The sequence below is a fragment of the Haemophilus parainfluenzae T3T1 genome (assembly GCF_000210895.1).
Taxonomy (GTDB): domain Bacteria; phylum Pseudomonadota; class Gammaproteobacteria; order Enterobacterales; family Pasteurellaceae; genus Haemophilus_D; species Haemophilus_D parainfluenzae_A.
Map to the genome: position 1 here is coordinate 286426 of NC_015964.1, position 18453 is coordinate 304878.

The 18453-nt window shown below is 40.2% G+C and carries 17 protein-coding genes; 6 read left to right on the forward strand and 11 right to left on the reverse strand.

From position 1 onward, the window contains the following. Window positions 1-214 precede the first annotated feature (214 nt). On the forward strand, window positions 215-2065 hold the full coding sequence (gene typA, locus PARA_RS01435; RefSeq protein WP_014064214.1) for a translational GTPase TypA: 1851 nt from the start codon (window positions 215-217) through the stop codon (window positions 2063-2065). 81 nt (window positions 2066-2146) lie between these two features. On the opposite strand, the gene rdgC is transcribed toward typA, so the two are convergent. Continuing rightward, window positions 2147-3058, reverse strand: coding sequence for a recombination-associated protein RdgC (gene rdgC / locus PARA_RS01440; protein ID WP_014064215.1), 912 nt, complete (start codon window positions 3056-3058; stop codon window positions 2147-2149). Between the two features lie 68 nt (window positions 3059-3126). Between rdgC and proC the strand changes: the two genes are divergently transcribed. The 4 genes from proC (at window position 3127) to PARA_RS01460 (ending at window position 7157) form a co-directional block, all read left to right on the forward strand. Then, the gene (gene proC, locus PARA_RS01445) at window positions 3127-3942 is read left to right on the forward strand and encodes a pyrroline-5-carboxylate reductase (RefSeq protein ID WP_014064216.1); all 816 of its coding nucleotides are present in this window, start codon (window positions 3127-3129) and stop codon (window positions 3940-3942) included. Then, window positions 3942-5102, forward strand: coding sequence for a 3-phenylpropionate MFS transporter (locus PARA_RS01450; RefSeq protein WP_014064217.1), 1161 nt, complete (start codon window positions 3942-3944; stop codon window positions 5100-5102). The genes proC and PARA_RS01450 overlap by 1 nt, the downstream gene beginning before the upstream one ends. A gap of 2 nt (window positions 5103-5104) precedes the next feature. Next, window positions 5105-5998: a site-specific tyrosine recombinase XerD gene (gene xerD / locus PARA_RS01455; RefSeq protein ID WP_014064218.1), complete on the forward strand. Its 894-nt coding sequence runs from the start codon at window positions 5105-5107 to the stop codon at window positions 5996-5998. Between the two features lie 64 nt (window positions 5999-6062). Further along, entirely contained in the window at window positions 6063-7157 is a 1095-nt protein-coding gene (locus PARA_RS01460; RefSeq protein ID WP_014064219.1) for an FRG domain-containing protein, read from the forward strand. Window positions 7158-7226: 69 nt separating this feature from the next. Here PARA_RS01460 and PARA_RS01465 read toward each other — a convergent pair whose 3' ends face one another. The 8 genes from PARA_RS01465 to epmB all read right to left on the reverse strand — a co-directional run bounded on the left by PARA_RS01465 (window position 7227) and on the right by epmB (window position 16378). Further along, entirely contained in the window at window positions 7227-8483 is a 1257-nt protein-coding gene (locus tag PARA_RS01465; protein WP_014064220.1) for a GntP family permease, read from the reverse strand. 114 nt (window positions 8484-8597) lie between these two features. After that, window positions 8598-8954, reverse strand: coding sequence for a diacylglycerol kinase (locus PARA_RS01470; RefSeq protein ID WP_005695266.1), 357 nt, complete (start codon window positions 8952-8954; stop codon window positions 8598-8600). 20 nt (window positions 8955-8974) lie between these two features. Next, on the reverse strand, window positions 8975-11224 hold the full coding sequence (relA, locus tag PARA_RS01475; protein WP_041918193.1) for a GTP diphosphokinase: 2250 nt from the start codon (window positions 11222-11224) through the stop codon (window positions 8975-8977). A gap of 101 nt (window positions 11225-11325) precedes the next feature. Next, window positions 11326-12636 (reverse strand): 23S rRNA (uracil(1939)-C(5))-methyltransferase RlmD, encoded by a 1311-nt coding sequence (rlmD, locus tag PARA_RS01480; protein WP_014064222.1) that lies wholly within the window; start codon window positions 12634-12636, stop codon window positions 11326-11328. A gap of 36 nt (window positions 12637-12672) precedes the next feature. Beyond that, window positions 12673-13377, reverse strand: a complete 705-nt coding sequence (gene recO / locus PARA_RS01485) for a DNA repair protein RecO (protein ID WP_014064223.1) — start codon at window positions 13375-13377, stop codon at window positions 12673-12675. Between the two features lie 7 nt (window positions 13378-13384). After that, window positions 13385-13792, reverse strand: coding sequence for an MliC family protein (locus PARA_RS01490; protein ID WP_014064224.1), 408 nt, complete (start codon window positions 13790-13792; stop codon window positions 13385-13387). Window positions 13793-13897: 105 nt separating this feature from the next. After that, a complete protein-coding gene (oapA, locus tag PARA_RS01495; protein WP_014064225.1) occupies window positions 13898-15286 on the reverse strand; it encodes an opacity-associated protein OapA in 1389 nt (462 codons plus the stop codon). A 75-nt stretch (window positions 15287-15361) separates the two neighbouring features. Next, window positions 15362-16378, reverse strand: a complete 1017-nt coding sequence (gene epmB / locus PARA_RS01500) for an EF-P beta-lysylation protein EpmB (protein ID WP_041918300.1) — start codon at window positions 16376-16378, stop codon at window positions 15362-15364. Between the two features lie 36 nt (window positions 16379-16414). Here epmB and efp point away from each other — a divergent pair, with 36 nt between their 5' ends. Then, window positions 16415-16981 carry an elongation factor P gene (efp, locus tag PARA_RS01505; protein WP_005695259.1) on the forward strand — a complete coding sequence of 189 codons (567 nt, stop codon included), beginning with the start codon at window positions 16415-16417 and terminating at the stop codon, window positions 16979-16981. Between the two features lie 120 nt (window positions 16982-17101). On the opposite strand, the gene PARA_RS01510 is transcribed toward efp, so the two are convergent. Beyond that, a complete protein-coding gene (locus PARA_RS01510; RefSeq protein ID WP_014064227.1) occupies window positions 17102-17605 on the reverse strand; it encodes a surface-adhesin E family protein in 504 nt (167 codons plus the stop codon). A gap of 54 nt (window positions 17606-17659) precedes the next feature. After that, window positions 17660-18400 carry a pyruvate formate lyase 1-activating protein gene (gene pflA, locus PARA_RS01515; RefSeq protein ID WP_014064228.1) on the reverse strand — a complete coding sequence of 247 codons (741 nt, stop codon included), beginning with the start codon at window positions 18398-18400 and terminating at the stop codon, window positions 17660-17662. Window positions 18401-18453 lie beyond the last annotated feature (53 nt).

The window sequence follows — 18453 nt, forward strand, 5'->3', positions numbered from 1 at the left end:
ATAAAAATTAAAAGAGCATTATAACGCAACCGCTTACTTTTTTCATGGGATTTATTTTAAACACCAGCATAGCAGAGTAACGAAATATCGTGTATAATTTTTGCCCTTTCGAGATTCTCGTAGGGTGAGTTTAACTCACCAATTTAAACTACTTGGACTATTCGGTGGCATAAAAATTCCACCCTACAAAACTTAAACTTTAAGAACGTAATAAATGAAAAACGACATTGATATTAATAAATTGCGCAATATCGCAATTATCGCCCACGTTGACCATGGTAAAACCACCCTCGTTGACAAACTCCTTCAACAATCCGGTACATTTGAATCAACTCGTGGTGATGTTGATGAACGCGTGATGGACTCAAACGATCTTGAAAAAGAACGTGGCATTACCATTCTTGCAAAAAATACTGCAATTAACTGGAATGGCTATCGCATTAACATCGTAGATACTCCAGGGCATGCCGACTTCGGTGGTGAAGTTGAACGTGTGCTTTCTATGGTGGACTCTGTACTTTTAGTGGTAGATGCTTTTGATGGCCCAATGCCACAAACACGCTTCGTGACCCAAAAAGCCTTTGCTCATGGTTTAAAACCAATCGTAGTTATCAACAAAGTTGACCGTCCAGGCGCACGTCCTGATTGGGTTGTGGATCAAGTATTCGATTTATTCGTTAACCTTGGTGCAACCGATGAGCAATTAGACTTCCCAATTATCTATGCTTCAGCATTAAATGGTGTCGCAGGGCTTGAACACGAAGAATTAGCGGAAGACATGACCCCATTATTTGAAGCGATTGTTCAACACGTTGAACCACCAAAAGTAGAACTTGATGCGCCATTCCAAATGCAAATTTCCCAATTAGACTATAACAGCTATGTGGGTGTTATCGGTATCGGTCGTATCAAACGTGGCTCAATCAAACCAAATCAACCTGTAACGATCATTGATGGTGAAGGTAAAACTCGCCAAGGTCGTGTGGGTCAAGTATTAGGTCACCTTGGTTTACAACGTTATGAAGAAGATGTTGCTTACGCAGGTGACATCATCGCGATTACTGGTTTAGGTGAATTAAATATCTCGGATACCATTTGTGATATCAACGCGGTTGAAGCCTTACCTTCATTAACCGTTGATGAACCAACCGTAACCATGTTCTTCTGTGTAAATACTTCACCGTTTGCGGGTCAAGAAGGTAAATATGTGACTTCTCGTCAAATTCTTGAACGTTTAAACAAAGAGTTAGTTCACAACGTGGCATTACGCGTAGAAGAAACACCAAACCCAGATGAATTCCGTGTTTCTGGCCGTGGTGAATTACACCTTTCTGTATTAATTGAAAATATGCGTCGTGAAGGTTATGAGCTTGCGGTTTCTCGTCCTAAAGTAATCTACCGTGAAATCAACGGCAAAAAACAAGAGCCTTACGAGCAAGTGACTATCGACGTGGAAGAACAACACCAAGGTTCTGTCATGGAAGCCTTAGGTATTCGTAAAGGTGAAGTTCGCGATATGATGCCGGATGGTAAAGGTCGTGTGCGTTTAGAATACATCATCCCAAGCCGTGGCTTGATCGGTTTCCGTGGTGAATTCATGACTATGACGTCAGGTACCGGTTTACTTTACTCTAGTTTCGATCACTACGATGACATCAAACCAGGTGAAATCGGCCAACGTAAAAACGGTGTATTAATTTCTAACGCAACCGGTAAAGCACTCGCTTATGCGCTATTTGGTTTACAAGAGCGTGGTAAATTAATGATCGAAGCTAACGTAGAAGTTTACGAAGGTCAAATCATCGGTATTCACAGCCGTACAAACGACTTAACTGTTAACTGTTTACAAGGTAAAAAACTCACCAATATGCGTGCATCAGGTAAAGATGATGCTATCGTCTTAACTACGCCGGTGAAATTTACACTTGAACAAGCTATCGAGTTTATCGATGACGACGAGTTAGTCGAAGTCACACCTGAATCGATCCGTATCCGTAAAAAACTCTTAACGGAAAACGATCGTAAACGTGCAAACCGTACCACAACCAGTACGAGCACACACTAATTAAAAACGTGCGGAAATTTGACCGCACTTTTAAACAAAAAAAGGCGAACATAATGTTCGCCTTTTTATTTTATGATAAAACTAGCCTAATCTGACTTTCTCACCACCAAATTCATCGAGTAAATTTTCGGTCAGTTTAGATAAAATACCTGTCATTAATACAAAATCAGCATCAAAGCGTTGCGCATAATCTTCTTTTAAAATATCCGCATTTTTCTCACGCACCGCATCAGCAAATTTTAAACGTTTGAGCGTGCAATCTTCATTAAATACAAACGTCAGCGTATCTTCCCACTCCAATGCGAGCTTGCTCACCACTTTTTTGCCATCTTGTAAAAGTGCGAGAATCTCTTCATTTTCTAAAGGCTGTTTCTTACAACGGATCACGCTGTCTTCTTGGCTTCCTCGCAGTTCAGCCTCTTCTAATGCCACCAACCAATGCGGGATTTTTTCCTGCACAATCCAATCCGTTAAAATGGTCGAAGGTTCATTCGCAAAAGCCAACGGTACAACGGGTAACGAACCAAGTGATTTACGCAATAACGCCAAAGCATCTTCTGATCGTTTACTGGATGCCGCATCGACATGCACAAGATTGTTCTCCGTATCAATCCACACTGAAGTTTGCTGATTTTTAGTGAATGCGCGTGGCAATAAATTCATCACCACATCATCTTTTAACGTTTGTTTTTCCGTTTTCTTCAATTTACGGTTTTCTTTTTGCTCAAGGCTTTCAATGCGTTCATCTAATTCACGTTTCACTACATTCGCCGGCAACATTTTCTCTTCTTTTTTCGCAACTAACAAAATGTGTTTACCGACAGAAAAATGCAATAATTCACTGCCTTTCAAGGGATTAGTCCAACCAAATTTACTTTGATCTTGTGAGCCACAAGGATAAAATTCACAATCTGACAACTGGCGTTGCAATTCATTAAGATCCCAATCTAAGGGCTTAGTCAGCCTATATGACATTAAATTTTTAAACCACATCGTAACACTTCCTTCATAATAGGGTAAAATACGCGACATTGTAGCCCATAAACTCACGGGAAAAAATGATGCAACAGAAATTAATTGCCTTCATCGGCGGTGGTAATATGGCACAAGCGATTGTGTTAGGCCTATTAAAACAAGGGTACCCTGCCAATAAAATTATCGTTAATGATCCTAATGAAGAGAAACGTGCTTTTTTTGCACAATATGGCGTCGTAGTTTCTACGGATAACGAGCAATCCATCACACAATCTCAAGTTGTGTTATTTGCCATTAAGCCACAAGTGCTAGCCGATGTTTGCAAGCCATTAAGTGCGGTTGATTTATCTGATAAATTAATTATTTCTATTGCAGCAGGAATTTTGACTGCCCGATTAGCTGAACTCCTTCCAACAGCAAAATCCATTGTTCGCGTGATGCCAAACACACCTGCATTAGTGGGTGAAGGCATGGCAGGCTTATTTGCGGACAAAAACACACCTGAAATTGACCGCTCTTTTGCGGAAGATTTACTTTCAGCTGTAGGGAAAACCACTTGGGTGACAAATGAAGATCAAATGCATGCAGTCACTGCTGCGTCTGGCAGTAGCCCAGCTTACTTCTTCCAATTTTTAGAAGCCATGCAACAAGGCCTAATGGAAATGGGATTAGATGAAAACCAATCTCGTGAGTTGGTACAACAAGCTATGTTAGGTTCAGCGAAGTTGGTGATTGAAAATCCTCAAACAGCCCTTTCGACTTTACGAGAAAATGTCACCTCAAAAGGCGGCACCACCGCAGCCGCATTAAATGTGTTCAATCAACATCAATTTAACAACATCATTAAACAAGCGATGCAAGCCTGTGTAGCACGCTCACAAGAAATGGAAAAATTATTCTAATGCAAGTTCGTCCTTTTACTTGGCTCGCCTTGAGCTTTTTTGGCTACTACTGTGCCTACGGTGTGTTTCTTCCACTTTTCCCGGCATGGTTGAAAACGCAATCTTATAGCGAAGAAAGTATCGGCTTATTGCTTGCCTGTGCCTACATTTTCCGTTTCAGCGGCGGTATTTTATTTTCCGGCTTAATCAAACGCGTTTCCCTCTTAGTAAATGGCTTACGTTATTTAGGTGTGGCCAGTGCCATTACAATGGCCTTAATTGGACTGATGTCGCACAATTTCTGGCTATTGTTTATTGGACTTGCGTTGTATTCCATGGTGAATGCGGCCGGTATGCCGATTGGTGATAGCCTTGCCAGTACATGGCAACAACAAATTCATTTAGATTATGGCAAAGCGCGCTTAATTGGTTCCTTTGCGTTTGTTGTTGGTGTGATGGTATTCGGGTATTTTGTTGGACTCGTGGGTGAGCAATATATTACTTGGATGATCACAGGCATACTCGTTTTTTACTGTATTGTGCAATTACTTCATCCGAACCCAATGCCGCAGGACGAACCTCAAAGTGCGGTCGAAAATTCCGTTGGATTTTTAGACTTACTGAAAAATAAAACGACCCTTCGTTTGTTTATTGCGATTTCACTCATTCAAGGATCGCATGCAGCTTATTACTCATATAGCACTATTTTTTGGACAAATCATGGCCACTCCGTTTCCGATGCGGGTTTATTTTGGGGAATCAGTGTATTAGCTGAAATCGTGGTCTTTTTCTTCTCCACTCGATTATTCAAAAACTGGACCATTACAGCCCTTTTCTATCTCACCGGTATTGCGGCTATCGTGCGTTGGCTCGCTTTCGGTTATGCCGATACCTTTGTTGAGATTATCTTACTACAATGTTTTCACAGTCTTACTTATGTCGTCGGCCATTACGCGACCGTGCGTTATATCACCACTCAACCACAAACCCATATTGCGAAATTACAAGGCTTATACAATGCCTTGGCGGGATGTGCAGCCATTGCGATTTTCACTGCACTTTCTGGCGTACTTTATCCAATTTCGCCAGTTTATGCCTTTAGTTTAATGGCCGCCTTTGCTTTCATTGGATTATTTATCACTCCACGTGGCGTGAAAGCTTTTTTGATACATAGAGTATAAACATGAATAATCTCACGCTAGTCGATTTATTCTTGAATGAATATTGGATCGAAAAAGGATTGTCTGAAAACACCGTGCAGTCCTATCGTCTCGATTTGACCGCACTTTGTGATTGGCTGGATAAACAAAATTTATCTCTCGAAACCCTCGAACCCTTAGATCTGCAACAATTTTTAGGCAGCCGTTTAGAGCAAGGTTACAAAGCTACCAGTACTGCACGAATGCTAAGTGCGATGCGGAAATTATTCCAATATTTGTATCGTGAAAAGTATCGTACGGATGATCCGAGTGCCGTACTGAGCTCACCTAAATTGCCAAGCCGCTTACCTAAATATTTAACCGAGCAACAAGTCACGGATTTATTAAATACACCTGATGTCGAAATTCCGCTCGAGTTACGCGATAAAGCCATGTTGGAATTGTTGTATGCCACGGGATTACGTGTCACGGAATTGGTCACGCTCACTATTGAGAATATGAATCTGCAACAAGGTGTCGTGCGTGTGATTGGCAAAGGCAACAAGGAACGCATTGTACCAATGGGGGAAGAAGCCGCGTTTTGGGTGCGACAATTTGTGCTTTATGGTCGCCCAATTTTGCTCAATGGACAAAGCTCTGATGTGGTCTTTCCAAGTCAACGAGCTCAGCAAATGACTCGCCAAACCTTTTGGCATCGTATAAAGCATTATGCTATCTTAGCTGGAATCGATACGGATGCCCTTTCACCGCACGTTCTTCGTCATGCCTTTGCGACACATTTAGTGAATCACGGTGCGGATCTCCGCGTTGTACAAATGCTCCTCGGACACAGCGATCTCTCCACCACGCAAATTTATACTCACGTGGCTAAAGAACGCTTGAAACACCTTCATGAAAGATTTCATCCGAGGGGATAAATAAAACATAAATTATTCTTGCAAAAGGAATTTATATTAACTTTATATAAACTAAGGAAAAAATATGGAAATTAATAGCATTAAAGATCTTATTGATGCATTAGAAGGATTAGGAGAACCAGAAGAGGGACATACAAGATTCTTTAGGGGGCACTCTAATGCTAGAGAATATAAATTAGAACCAAGCATATATCGGGAAGATAACAAATATTATTATAATGAAGATAATATAATTAGAGATGCGATTGTTAACAATCCTAGTGAATTTTCAGATAAAGATACTCTGTTTAATACATTAGTTAAATTGCAACATTATGGCTATCCAACAAGATTATTAGATCTTACTACTAATGCCTTAGTTTCTATTTATTTTTCAGTAAAAAATAATGATAAATATGATGGAGAAATAATTATATTTGATATTCCAAATGAAGATATAAAATATTTTGACAGTGATACTGTTTCTGTATTATCAGCATTATCTTTAAGAAAACATAATTTTTCAACAAATACTCATATAATAACTTTAAAAGCAAAAGTTTTATGTGAAAAAGCTAATTTCCTATATAAAATAAATAAAAATTTCAATTTAACCAACGACTGTCTAGATTTAAAAAATGAAATTGAAAAACACTTTAAATCAGAGCTAGATTTACCATATGATGAAGAATTAATTGAAAAATTTGAACGTGAAATTCAAGATGCTGATCTTGGCACAAGTGATGATTTAGTAGAAGAAGTATACCAAAATAGATTAAAAGAAATAGAAGAAATTTCATATATACAAGCATTCAACAATACTCCTGAAATATCTAAACTATTACATGATATCCGTAAGGATAAGCCAAGTTTCAGATCCTTAATAAATCATAATGACCTAGAAAAAGTAATATGTGTAAAACCACAATTAAACAATAATAGAATTATTAGACAACAGGGTTGCTTCTTATTATTCGGCATTGATAAAATAAAAGAAAAAAAAGCTATATTAAACAATAATTGGATAAAAAAAGACAATAATGGGAGTAAGTTTATCATTCCCAAAAAAAGTAAGGAAAATATTTTATCTGAACTAAAAACTTTCGGAATTAGTCAAAAGACTTTATTCCCAGAATTAGAATCTCAAGCTAAAGAAATATTAGAAAAATACAAAAAATAGAATCAAAAGAGCGGTCATAATTCATTACGTTTTACGACCTCTCTTTAAAATTTATATACACTCCTCAAATCAATAAAACACACCGAAAATGAGCGTAGAAACGAGCGTCATAATCACACCAATCGCACTTTCATAAGGAATCAGTTTTAAGCGTTCTTTCATATTCATATTCACACTGCCACCAGTCGCATGGAAAAAAGAACCGTGCGGCATATTATCGAATACGATGGCTCCTGCGTGGATCATGGCAGCAGCCGCAAGGCTGCTTACACCAAGTTCTAATAATGTTGAACTAAATACATTGGATGCGACCGCTGTGCCTGCCGTTGTTGATGCCGTCGCAAGAGACATCAAAACACCAGAAATTGGCGCGAGAATATAGGGAGGCAAACCAGAATGTTTTAAGCCTTCAATGAGCACATCTTTCATGCCTGAGTTGCCAATAATGCCCGCTAAAGCACCCGTACCGAGCAACATAATCGCCACCGGTGCCATTTTGCCTAAGCCACTAATCGCATAGCTATTCGCATGGCGAAGTTTTCCCATGCATAACGCACCAATTAAACCACCTAGTGGCAACGCAATGAGAGGATCAACTTTAATGTCTGCCAATGGACGTAACGCAAGTAATAAGATAGCCACCAATGGCGCAGCAAGTGCGGTCAAAAATGAAGGTAAATGTTGAGAATCAACGGCGACACTCTCTTGTTCTGATACAAAAGAGCCTTTGTCTTTTAAGCGCTTTGCTAAAAAATAGGTTAAGACTAATCCAAAGATCCCGGGAATAATCCCCGCTACCATTACCGACGTTAAAGGCAGATGAAAGGTATCGGCTGCAGCAATGGCATTGGGATTAGGTGACATCAAGTTTCCTGCTTTACCTCCCCCAATCATCGCTAATAAAACGGCTGATTTTGATAAATTGGTGCGACGAGCTAACGCGAGTGCAATCGGCGAAACCGTAATAACGGCCACATCAATAAACACGCCCACTGCGGTTAAAATCAGTGTTGCTAAAGCTAAGGCCAATAACGCTCTTGCTTCGCCAAGTTTATGTGTAATAGTTTCGGCAATCGTGCTGGCCGCCCCTGATTCAATGAGTACCCCCGCCAGTACGCCCGCCGCTAAAATTCGCATGACCGCTGTTGTAATCCCTTGTGCCCCACCGATCATTAAGTTCACCGTTTCTGATAAATCAGCGCCTCCAACTAGCCCGCCTATCAAAGCCCCCGTCAACATGCCATAGACTGGCGAGACTTTTTTCAAAATGAGAAAAATGGCCACAATAAGCGCGACTAATGCACCGAAAGACGAAACTGTTGTCATAAATACCTACTTATATCCAATACCGCTGAGGTATATAAATGTTTGTGTACATTATACAAAAACGGCTTATGTAAAACACATAAGCCGAAATTTTTACTTAAAATTGACCGCACTTTAGAAAAATAAAATACTTCCCCAAACAACGGCAACGATGCAAAGCGCAATAAATACCGCTGCTGAGCCTTGGTCTTTAGCTCGCCCTGAAAGCTCGTGGCGTTCTGTACCAATACGATCCACTACCGCTTCAACTGCACTATTTAATAGCTCTACTGCCATCACGAGTAAAACTGATGAAATCATCAGTGCGATCTCAATTTTAGTGTCACCAAGCCAAAATGCGAGCGGAATCAGAATGCACGCAAGAAAGCATTCGTGGCGAAATGCAGTTTCATTTTTGAATGCACTCTTTAAACCTTGCAAGGAATATTTTGTGGAGTTAATTAAATGGGTTAATCCCGTGGTTTTATACATAAAAGTTCCTATGTTGTAATCTATAAACGTTTTGCTTCGATAACGTCGTCTAACTTCGCTAATCTGGCCAGTATTTTACTTAAACTTTCCACATTTTTCAGTTCAATTTCCATATCCATCGTTGCTACTTGTTTTTTGGTGTCCGCACGGCTTGAAACACCTAGTACACTGACTTTTTCATTCGCCAGCACAGTCGTAATATCGCGTAATAAACCATTACGATCACTCGCCACGATGCGAATATTAATATGGAAACCAGCCGCGTAATTATCCCCCCAAAGGGCTTCCACCACGCGTTCAGGATGGGCAGCTTGTAATTCAATAAACTGTTCACAATCGCAACGATGAATTGAAATACCTCGTCCCATAGTAATGTAGCCTGCAATGGCATCGCCTGGAATCGGTTGGCAACAACGCGCCATATGGTGCATTAAATTACCGACCCCTTCAACGATCACATAACCTTTATTCTGTTGTTGCTCGGCTTTCTGTTGCGCCTTTTGCTGTGCAGTATTCGCACTTTTACTCGCCACATGGCGGAGAATTTCTTGATCTGCTTCTTCAGCCGTCACTTTGATCAATCGGCTTTGCAAGAAATTCATCAACTGATTTAAGCGAATATCTCCGCTACCAATGCCCGCATATAAATCTTCGAGGTTTCTTAAGTTATAACGTGGCAAGGCAAGCTGCTCAACCTGTTTCAAACTGATATTCAAACGCGCAAGTTCATTATCTAACTGCTCTTTACCCGCTGGAACGTTTTTATCACGATCTTGTTTCTTAAACCACGCTTGGATTTTGGCTCGCGCTTTTGAGGTATGAGTAAACCCTAGGTTTGGATTGACCCAATCTCGGCTTGGATTTGGATTTTTCTGCGTGATAATATCCACTTGCTCACCCATTTGCAGGTGATAAGTGAATGGCACAATACGTCCCCCAACTTTCGCTCCGATACAACGGTGGCCAATTTCACTGTGGATCGCATAAGCAAAATCGAGAGGAGTTGATCCCGCGGGTAAATCAACCACTTCACCTTTCGGCGTAAACACATATACGCGGTCATCAAAGACTTGGCTACGTAATTCAGCCATCACTTCGCCAGAATCCGTAATATCATCTTGCCATGCAAGTAATTTACGCAACCAAGTGATTTTTTCTTCGTAAGCGGAAAGGCTACCTGTCGTGCCCTCTTTGTATTTCCAGTGGGCGGCTACACCAAGCTCCGCATCATCATGCATTTGCTGAGTACGAATTTGCACTTCAATTGGCTTGCCGCCTTTACCTAACACCACAGTATGAATGGATTGATAGCCATTCGGTTTCGGATTGGCGACATAATCATCAAATTCTTTTGGCAAGTGTTTGAAATGTGTGTGGACGATACCGAGCGCCGTATAACAATCTTGCAATTTCTGTACAATCACTCTAACCGCTCTGACATCATATAAGCCACTGAACTCCAAATGTTTCTTTTGCATTTTTCGCCAAATGCTATAAATATGTTTTGGACGTCCGTAAACCTCAACTTGGTCAATATTTTCTTTTAAATAACCGGTTAATTCTGTGACGAAATCCGCAATATACTGCTCACGATCTAAGCGGCGCTCATGTAATAATTTGGCAATATTTCGATATTGTTCTGGATGCAAATAGCGGAAGCAGTAATCTTCAAGCTCCCATTTTAATTGACCGATACCTAAACGGTTCGCCAATGGGGCATAAATATTGGAACATTCTTTGGCAGCCAATACTTTTTCTTCTTCACAAAAGTGATTTTCCGCATTACGAAGAAACGTAATACGTTCAGCAAGTTTGATGATCACACAACGGAAATCGTCCACCATTGCAAGGAGCATACGGCGTACATTATCCACTTGAGACGCATTGGCAGAATGGCTGGCGTTGAGCTGACGGATATTATCCATCTCCTCCACACCTTTAAGCAGTTTGGTGATTTTAGGACCAAAATGTTCCTGAATTTGCTCCCAATCAACAATTTTATTTGCTACTAAGGGGAATAGCATAGCGGTGAGTAAGCTTTCGCTGTCCATATTCATTTCATGCAGAATCTCCACCATTTCCACACCAGATTGCAATGTGAGGATTGCATTCTCCATTTGATCGGCATGTTCAGCTATTTTGGCTTGGGCATAATACCATGCATCAATCAGAGACTTTTCTGCGGGGGCAGCAAGTTTAAGGCTCGAACACCATTGTTCGATCTCAAAATCATGTGGATTTGATAAGTGAGAACCACGAACTGCAACCATAATACCCCCTTGTTGATGAATATGGCTCGGCAACATCCTGTCAGCCGAGTTGTCTTTTTAAGACAACAAAAAAGTCTGGCTATTCTATCAGAATTTACACCTTATTTGATAAATAATGTCACCGACTCCAAATGACTGGTATTCGGGAACATATCAATCATGGCGGTTTTGATAATGCGATACCCGAAAGAACGGAGAATTTCTGCATCTCGTACTAAGGTTGCAGGGTTACAAGATACATAAAGAATGCTTTCTGCACCCAGCTCACATAACGCATTCAGTGCAAAAGCCGCACCGCTACGAGGCGGGTCGAGAAGAATTTTATTGAAATGTTGTTTTGACCAAGGTTGTTCTGAAAAAGATTGGTCTAAATCAGCTTGATAAAATTCAACATTCTCAATGTGGTTAAACTGTGCATTCGCTTGGGCTTTTTTCACCATATCCAAAACACCTTCAATTCCAACCGCACTTTTCACACGTTTGGCTAAAGGCAGAGTAAAATTACCCATCCCACAGAATAAATCTAAAACATGATCGTCCTGATTCAAATCAAGCCAATCTAAAGCCGTCTCAACCATTTGCTGATTTAAGCGAGTATTCACTTGAATAAAATCGCGGATATCAAAAGATAAACGAATATCGTCTAATGCATAATAGGGCATTTCACCATGCACAAGTTGGATGTTTTGATCATCTTGCAGAAACAAATTCACGGCATTTACGCGTGCAAACTCGAGCAATAAAGTGCGGTCAGTTTCAGCTAAATTTCCCTTATAGCGTAACAACATGGCTACGCCATTCTCTGCTGAAACTAATTCAATATGCCCTAATTGTTTCGGGGCTGAATATTGCGCCAAAAGTGAGGTCAATTTGGGAATCAAATCATTGATTGCTTGCTCTGCCACTAAGCATTGCTGAATGCTGACTAACTGATTGGAGTTTTTCTGACGAAATCCCATTTCAACGGTTTTGCTTTTAGCATTCCACAGTAAACTTAATCGTACTCGACGACGATAAGCCCATTGTTCGCCACAAATCATTGGCATTAATTGAATAGGCTCTGCTTGCAGTTTACTTAAACGAGAAAAAAGGGCTTTCTCTTTCGCTTTACGCTGCATTTCTACAGGAATATGCTGGCCTTGGCAGCCACCACAACGCCCATAATAACGACATTGCGGCTCAACACGCTGACTACTCTCTTGTAGCCACTTTTGTGCAGTGGCTAATCCATATTGACGTTTTTCATCGGTCACCACCGCTTCCACTTTCTCCGTTGGCAAAGCATTTTCAATGAACCAAGTTTTACCTTGAATTTTGGCGACACCTAATCCTTGATAATCTAAATCCTGAATTTCAGCGACGATTTTTTGCGTGGTTTTCTGTTTTTTTTGTGGAGCGTAAAGTAAAGCCATGATGGTGTTTTAATCTATTTGTATCAAAGAAAGGGATTATTTTAAATAAAGTACGTTTTGCGTAAATAATTCTCGGCTTTTCAGCGGTTTATCACCTAAATAAGGTTTAAGCGCGATGCGAGTAAAGCGCTTTGCCGCTTGTAAGACCGCCTCATCGGTGAATTCTAAACGGTCAAAGGCGAGTAAATCTCGACCATAAAAGGTCAAGTTATCTTTTACTAACGAGGCGATAAAACCCTTTTCCGCTCGGTATTGGTAAGTCATTGATTCATCCACTGGCAAACCTGATCCAGCACAATGCAGAAAATCAATGCCATAACCTAAAATTTTAAGTAAATGAAATTCAAATAAACGTAATGTAGGCTCAACCTGCGGTTGAGTAGCTAAGCCTGTTAAGCATTGTAGATAATGCTGAAAAAGTTGTGGATTAGCCGTTTCGGGCTCGATCACTCGAGTAATCAGCTCATTTACATAAAACCCGCTGTATAAAGCCGTTTGCTGTAAAGGCAGCGTAATTGCCGCCGGCTCTGCTTTCGTGAGTGTTTTTAATGCGCCTTTTCCTGACCAACGAAGAAGTAATGGCGTAAAAGGCTGTAAGACAGATTTCCATGCCGAACGTTTTGCACGTGCACCTTTTGCAATAACCGTCAAACGTCCCGTTTCTTCAGTGAATAAATCCACCAAAAGGCTAGTTTCACTATAAGGACGACGATGTAACACAAAGCCGCGTTGGAGATCCATAAAAGAATTATTTGCCTGATTTTAATTCACTTAGTTGTTTCACACAGCGTTCTGCGAGCACTTCACCTACGCTAGTTTGTAATTGACTGAAGTCATCACGCTCCTGCCAATACCAACGAATATTCGCATAATTTCTCCCACGCTCAGAAATCACTCGTGTCAATTTTTCTGTTACATCATTAAAAGTAACGGTCACCTGACTGAGTGTTTTTTTACTTTTCTGTTTTTGCTTGGTATGAACCACACTCACTTCTTTATTGCCTTTACACAAATAAACCGTCGCTGACCCCTTTTGGGATTTTTTATCAACGGTTTGCACTTTCATTTTCTGTGGTGCTGGTTTGCTTAATTCAACATTTTGTGAACAAGCAGAAAGACAAAGTGCGGTCAAAATTACGCTTAATTTTTTTAACATGAATTCTATTTCCATCAAGGGTTGTTTATGATTGCTCACTTTTCGAAATGAGCAAGGATAAACAATCTTATCTAGAAAAATGGGCGATTACTCGCCCACTAAAAATTATTTTTTATACTGATATGAACCATCGGCTTGACGAATGAACTTACCGCCATTTGATAAACGAAGCTCACTCACTCGGCCTTGACTGTTCACTGAAACCTGTACTTTGTCACCAGGCTTGAAGCTACTTAATGCATTACCTGCACCGCTTGCTTTTGTCATGGCATTCACATCTGAAATATTCAATTTATTATCACGGAATACTTGCATCAGTGAAACACCTTGAGGCACAGTTAATGTTTTTGTTGCACCTGTTGAAGCTGTTTGTGCTGCTGGTTCAGCTGCTTTCATCGCATTGTGGGTTGCTGATTTCGCTTCCACAATTTGAACTTTAGTTTCTTTAGTCGCAACCGGTTTAGCTTCTTGAATTTTGCTTTGCTCTTTTTTCACGGTTTGAGTCGGCTGAGCTGTCGCTTTTTCAGTTGCTGGTTTAGGTTGTTTTTTCTCTTGAACCACTGGTGTATGTTCACGATGAGGTTCTGCTTTATGCTCAACCGTTGCAGTATGTTTTTCTACAGCTGGTTGTGCAGTTTTCACTGGATCTTTAGCTGCTGTCGGAGCAACAGTTGGTTGAGCTGGAGCTTGTGTTGCAGGTTGTTGAGCAACAGTTTGTTGTGCAGGCTCTGCAGGTTGTGATTTCGCCGCATCTGCTTTATCACCTACATACTCCATGGCTGGAGGTGCATCTGATTTAGCGCCATTTGCTGTTTGTTCTGTTGTTGCAGGAGCCGTAGTATTATTGTTATCTAATACGGTGGTTTCAACCGGTTGAGACTGATCTAATGATTGGAATTGAACCGGAATTTCATTGCTGTTTTGCTGTTCAAAAGACTCCACCGTATCTGAGTTTGGTTTTAGAGTGAAGAAAATAATCAGTAAGACCACTAAACCCAAAATCGCAATAAATAAACGACGATGTTTTTCTGGTAACATTTGTAGAACCTTCCATTTTTCAGGTGATTTCAAGCTTGCTGCCGCAGCGGCTGCCGGTGCAACTGTTTCGGCTTGAGTTGTCACTTCTTCTACAATCTCTTCTGCTGGAGAATTTTCAAAAATCACTTTTTCTTCCGCTACGCTTTCTACTTGAACATTTTCAACAGGCTCTTGATATCCGAAAGCACTTGATGATGCTGACTGTTCAGTATTTTCACTTTGGAATGCTTGAGAAGGCGAAAAAGGTTGGCTTGCTGCCGCACCAAAAGTTGGTTCGCGACGAACATGGAATTGCGTATCTGGCTGTTCTTTTTTACCAAATAAACCTTTGGCTTTATCAAAAATTGAGCCACTTTGTTGAACCGGTTTTCTTGGGGTCACAGAGTCTGAATGATTAAATCCTAAATCTAATTCATTTTGAGATGAATTGTCGTTAGGTTGATTTTTATTATCCACGGGATTACCTCGATTTGCTAAACTAAAGATCGCACAAAAAGTGCGGTGAAAAATTGGATCGTATTTTATCGGATCTTACGCTGTGTATAAAGTCTTATTTGGCTCTCCACCGATTTCTCGAGCTAATTTGGGTACTAAATAGCCAGAAGTGAGCGCCTGTAATTCTTTATAAATTTGTAACGCTTTCTCATCTGAAATATAGAAATGGCTCGCACCTTGCACTTTATCCAACAAATGTAAGTAATAAGGCAGAATGCCCGCTTGAAACAACTTATCGCTTAATACTTTTAATGTATGTGGGTTATCATTCACATCCTTTAAAAGGACTGATTGATTGAGTAACGTGACCTTAGCGCCTACCAGTTTTTGCATAGCCAAAGCGAGTTCTTCATCAATTTCATTTGGATGATTGATATGCGTCACAAACACTGTTTGTAATGGGCTTTTTAGCAATAAATCACAAAATTCATCCGTAATGCGCTCTGGAATCACGACCGGCAAACGAGAGTGAATACGTAAACGCTGTAAGTGCGGTATCTTTTCAAGGCGTTCTAATAGCCACGCCCATTCACTATCCTTCGCCATCATCGGATCGCCCCCCGAAAAAATCACTTCTTCGATTTCAGGATGTGCGGCAATATAGTCTATTGCTTGTTGCCAACTGGTTTTATTGCCTGGGTTTTGATCATAAGGAAAATGACGACGAAAGCAATAACGACAATTGACTGCACAGCCCCCTTTTGCCATAAATAACAAGCGATTTTGGTATTTATGTAGAATATTAGGCACCGCATTTTTTTGCTGCTCATCTAAAGGATCTTGGCTAAACCCTTCGGCCTCAATAAATTCTTGTTGAGCCGTCATCACTTGTAAAAAAAGTGGATCTTTAGGATTCCCTTTTTCCATTTTTTCAACAAAAGGTAAAGGCACTCGCATAGCAAAAAGTTTACGAGCGGCGATGTCCTCGGCAAAATCTTCAACTGGCAAATTTAGGGTTTTTAATAAGATTTTCGGATCAGAAATCGCATTTTTTAGGGTTTCTAACCAATTTTGTTCTTCTCTAATCGCAATATTTCGGGTTAAAATACGCACTTTCAAACAATCTCTATTTTTTAGGATATTTTTAATATGGCTACATATACTACCAGTGATTTCAAACCAGGTCTAAAATTTATGCAAGACGGTGAGCCTTGTGTGATCGTTGAAAACGAATTCGTTAAACCAGGTAAAGGCCAAGCTTTTACTCGTACTCGTATTCGTAAATTAATTTCAGGCAAAGTATTAGATGTAAACTTCAAATCTGGTACTTCGGTTGAAGCTGCTGATGTTATGGATCTTAACCTGACTTATTCATACAAAGATGATGCATTCTGGTACTTCATGCACCCAGAAACATTTGAACAATACTCTGCTGATGCAAAAGCAGTGGGTGATGCAGAAAAATGGTTATTAGACCAAGCAGATTGTATCGTGACTTTATGGAACGGTGCGCCAATTACTGTCACTCCACCAAACTTCGTAGAATTAGAAATCATCGATACTGACCCTGGTCTTAAAGGTGATACTGCGGGTACAGGCGGTAAACCAGCAACATTAAGTACTGGTGCTGTGGTGAAAGTACCTCTTTTCGTTCAAATCGGCGAAGTAATCAAAGTTGATACTCGTTCAGGCGAATACGTTTCTCGTGTGAAATAATCTTTCATGGTGAGATAAAAAGCGCGGTCAATATTTGATAATATTGACCGTTTTTTATTGCCTGCTCATTAGTTTGATAGAGATAAAAAATGCGGTTATTTCTAACCGCACTTTAATTGATTATTTCGCTTTTGAGCCTTCTAAATCTAAAGAAGGTTTTCTATCTGAGTTCACACAAATGATTTGCGCAGCCGCATAGAGCGTTGTATTAGGCTTCAAGCTGATTGTATATTTATCTTGTTTTTTCGGTGCCGCACGTAAACCTTCGCCCCAGAAATCATCATAAAAATCGGTACGAACTTGGGTTAAATGGTAGTTCTTACAGTTTAAGATTTTATATTGGCGAACAGAACGTGCATAACGTCTAGTTTCGTTTGGATACACATATAAGCCTTTATCCAAATTCACTACCGCATCAAAATGCACTTGGTTTAAATCTTGGTTATCGACCCAAATAGAATCAGCATCAATGTAGTAATTTTTATCTTTTACCAATCGAACATAACCCACTCTATCTTTAGAAGGTGGGCTTAGTTTCACCTCTTCTTGAGGAAGTGGCGGTTGAACAGCTGAACAGCCTGCTAAAAGGGCTACACCTAAAAACGTTAATGCTAATTTTTTCATTTTTCTCTCCTTAAAGCTTACTGAAGCTTGCTGTTTACCGTTTGACACTATCGCCTAGTATTTTACGGTATGTCCGTATCCCTCTAAGATATTTTTGATATGCTCAAGCGACTCTTTTGTCGGAGGCAATACATCTTCGAGTTCATAGTCAAACCCAAGGGTTTTCCATTTGTGGGCGCCTAATCGATGATAAGGAAGAAGTTCGACTTTTTCAATATTGGTCATGCCTTCAATAAATTGCCCTAATAAATGAATATCATGGTCGCTATCTGTGTAACCGGGTACCACGACATAACGAATCCATGTACGTTGATTTCGTTTTTGCAGATATTTTGCAAATTCCAGCGTACGTTTGTTTGGCACGCCAATCAGATTTTGGTGCACTTGATCGTTCAGCTCTTTTAAATCAAGCAACACAAGATCCGTTACATCGAGCAATTCATCAATAATATGATCGTAATGACGCACAAAACCATTGGTGTCTAAACAGGTATTAATGCCTTCTGCTTTACAAGCTCGGAACCAATCGCGCACAAATTCTGCTTGAAGAACCGCTTCACCACCAGATGCCGTCACACCACCACCGGTCGCATTCATAAAATGGCGATAACTCACCACTTCTTTCATAAGCTCTTCGACACTAATTTCGCGACCACCTTCAAGATCCCAAGTATCACGGTTGTGGCAATATTTGCAACGCATTAAACAGCCTTGCATAAATAAAATAAAGCGAATACCCGGGCCATCTACGGTGCCACAGGATTCAAAAGAATGAATTCTTCCTAAAACAGACATACATAAATTTCCAAAAATGAATATAGCTAAATTTTACCAAAAATATCGTCTAT

Coding starts and splice junctions, on each gene's coding strand:
- typA (WP_014064214.1), top strand. CDS start 215: ATGAAAAACGACATTGATATTAATAAATTGCGCAATATCGCAATTATC.
- rdgC (WP_014064215.1), bottom strand. CDS start 3,058: ATGTGGTTTAAAAATTTAATGTCATATAGGCTGACTAAGCCCTTAGAT.
- proC (WP_014064216.1), top strand. CDS start 3,127: ATGCAACAGAAATTAATTGCCTTCATCGGCGGTGGTAATATGGCACAA.
- PARA_RS01450 (WP_014064217.1), top strand. CDS start 3,942: ATGCAAGTTCGTCCTTTTACTTGGCTCGCCTTGAGCTTTTTTGGCTAC.
- xerD (WP_014064218.1), top strand. CDS start 5,105: ATGAATAATCTCACGCTAGTCGATTTATTCTTGAATGAATATTGGATC.
- PARA_RS01460 (WP_014064219.1), top strand. CDS start 6,063: ATGGAAATTAATAGCATTAAAGATCTTATTGATGCATTAGAAGGATTA.
- PARA_RS01465 (WP_014064220.1), bottom strand. CDS start 8,483: ATGACAACAGTTTCGTCTTTCGGTGCATTAGTCGCGCTTATTGTGGCC.
- PARA_RS01470 (WP_005695266.1), bottom strand. CDS start 8,954: ATGTATAAAACCACGGGATTAACCCATTTAATTAACTCCACAAAATAT.
- relA (WP_041918193.1), bottom strand. CDS start 11,224: ATGGTTGCAGTTCGTGGTTCTCACTTATCAAATCCACATGATTTTGAG.
- rlmD (WP_014064222.1), bottom strand. CDS start 12,636: ATGGCTTTACTTTACGCTCCACAAAAAAAACAGAAAACCACGCAAAAA.
- recO (WP_014064223.1), bottom strand. CDS start 13,377: ATGGATCTCCAACGCGGCTTTGTGTTACATCGTCGTCCTTATAGTGAA.
- PARA_RS01490 (WP_014064224.1), bottom strand. CDS start 13,792: ATGTTAAAAAAATTAAGCGTAATTTTGACCGCACTTTGTCTTTCTGCT.
- efp (WP_005695259.1), top strand. CDS start 16,415: ATGGCTACATATACTACCAGTGATTTCAAACCAGGTCTAAAATTTATG.
- PARA_RS01510 (WP_014064227.1), bottom strand. CDS start 17,605: ATGAAAAAATTAGCATTAACGTTTTTAGGTGTAGCCCTTTTAGCAGGC.
- pflA (WP_014064228.1), bottom strand. CDS start 18,400: ATGTCTGTTTTAGGAAGAATTCATTCTTTTGAATCCTGTGGCACCGTA.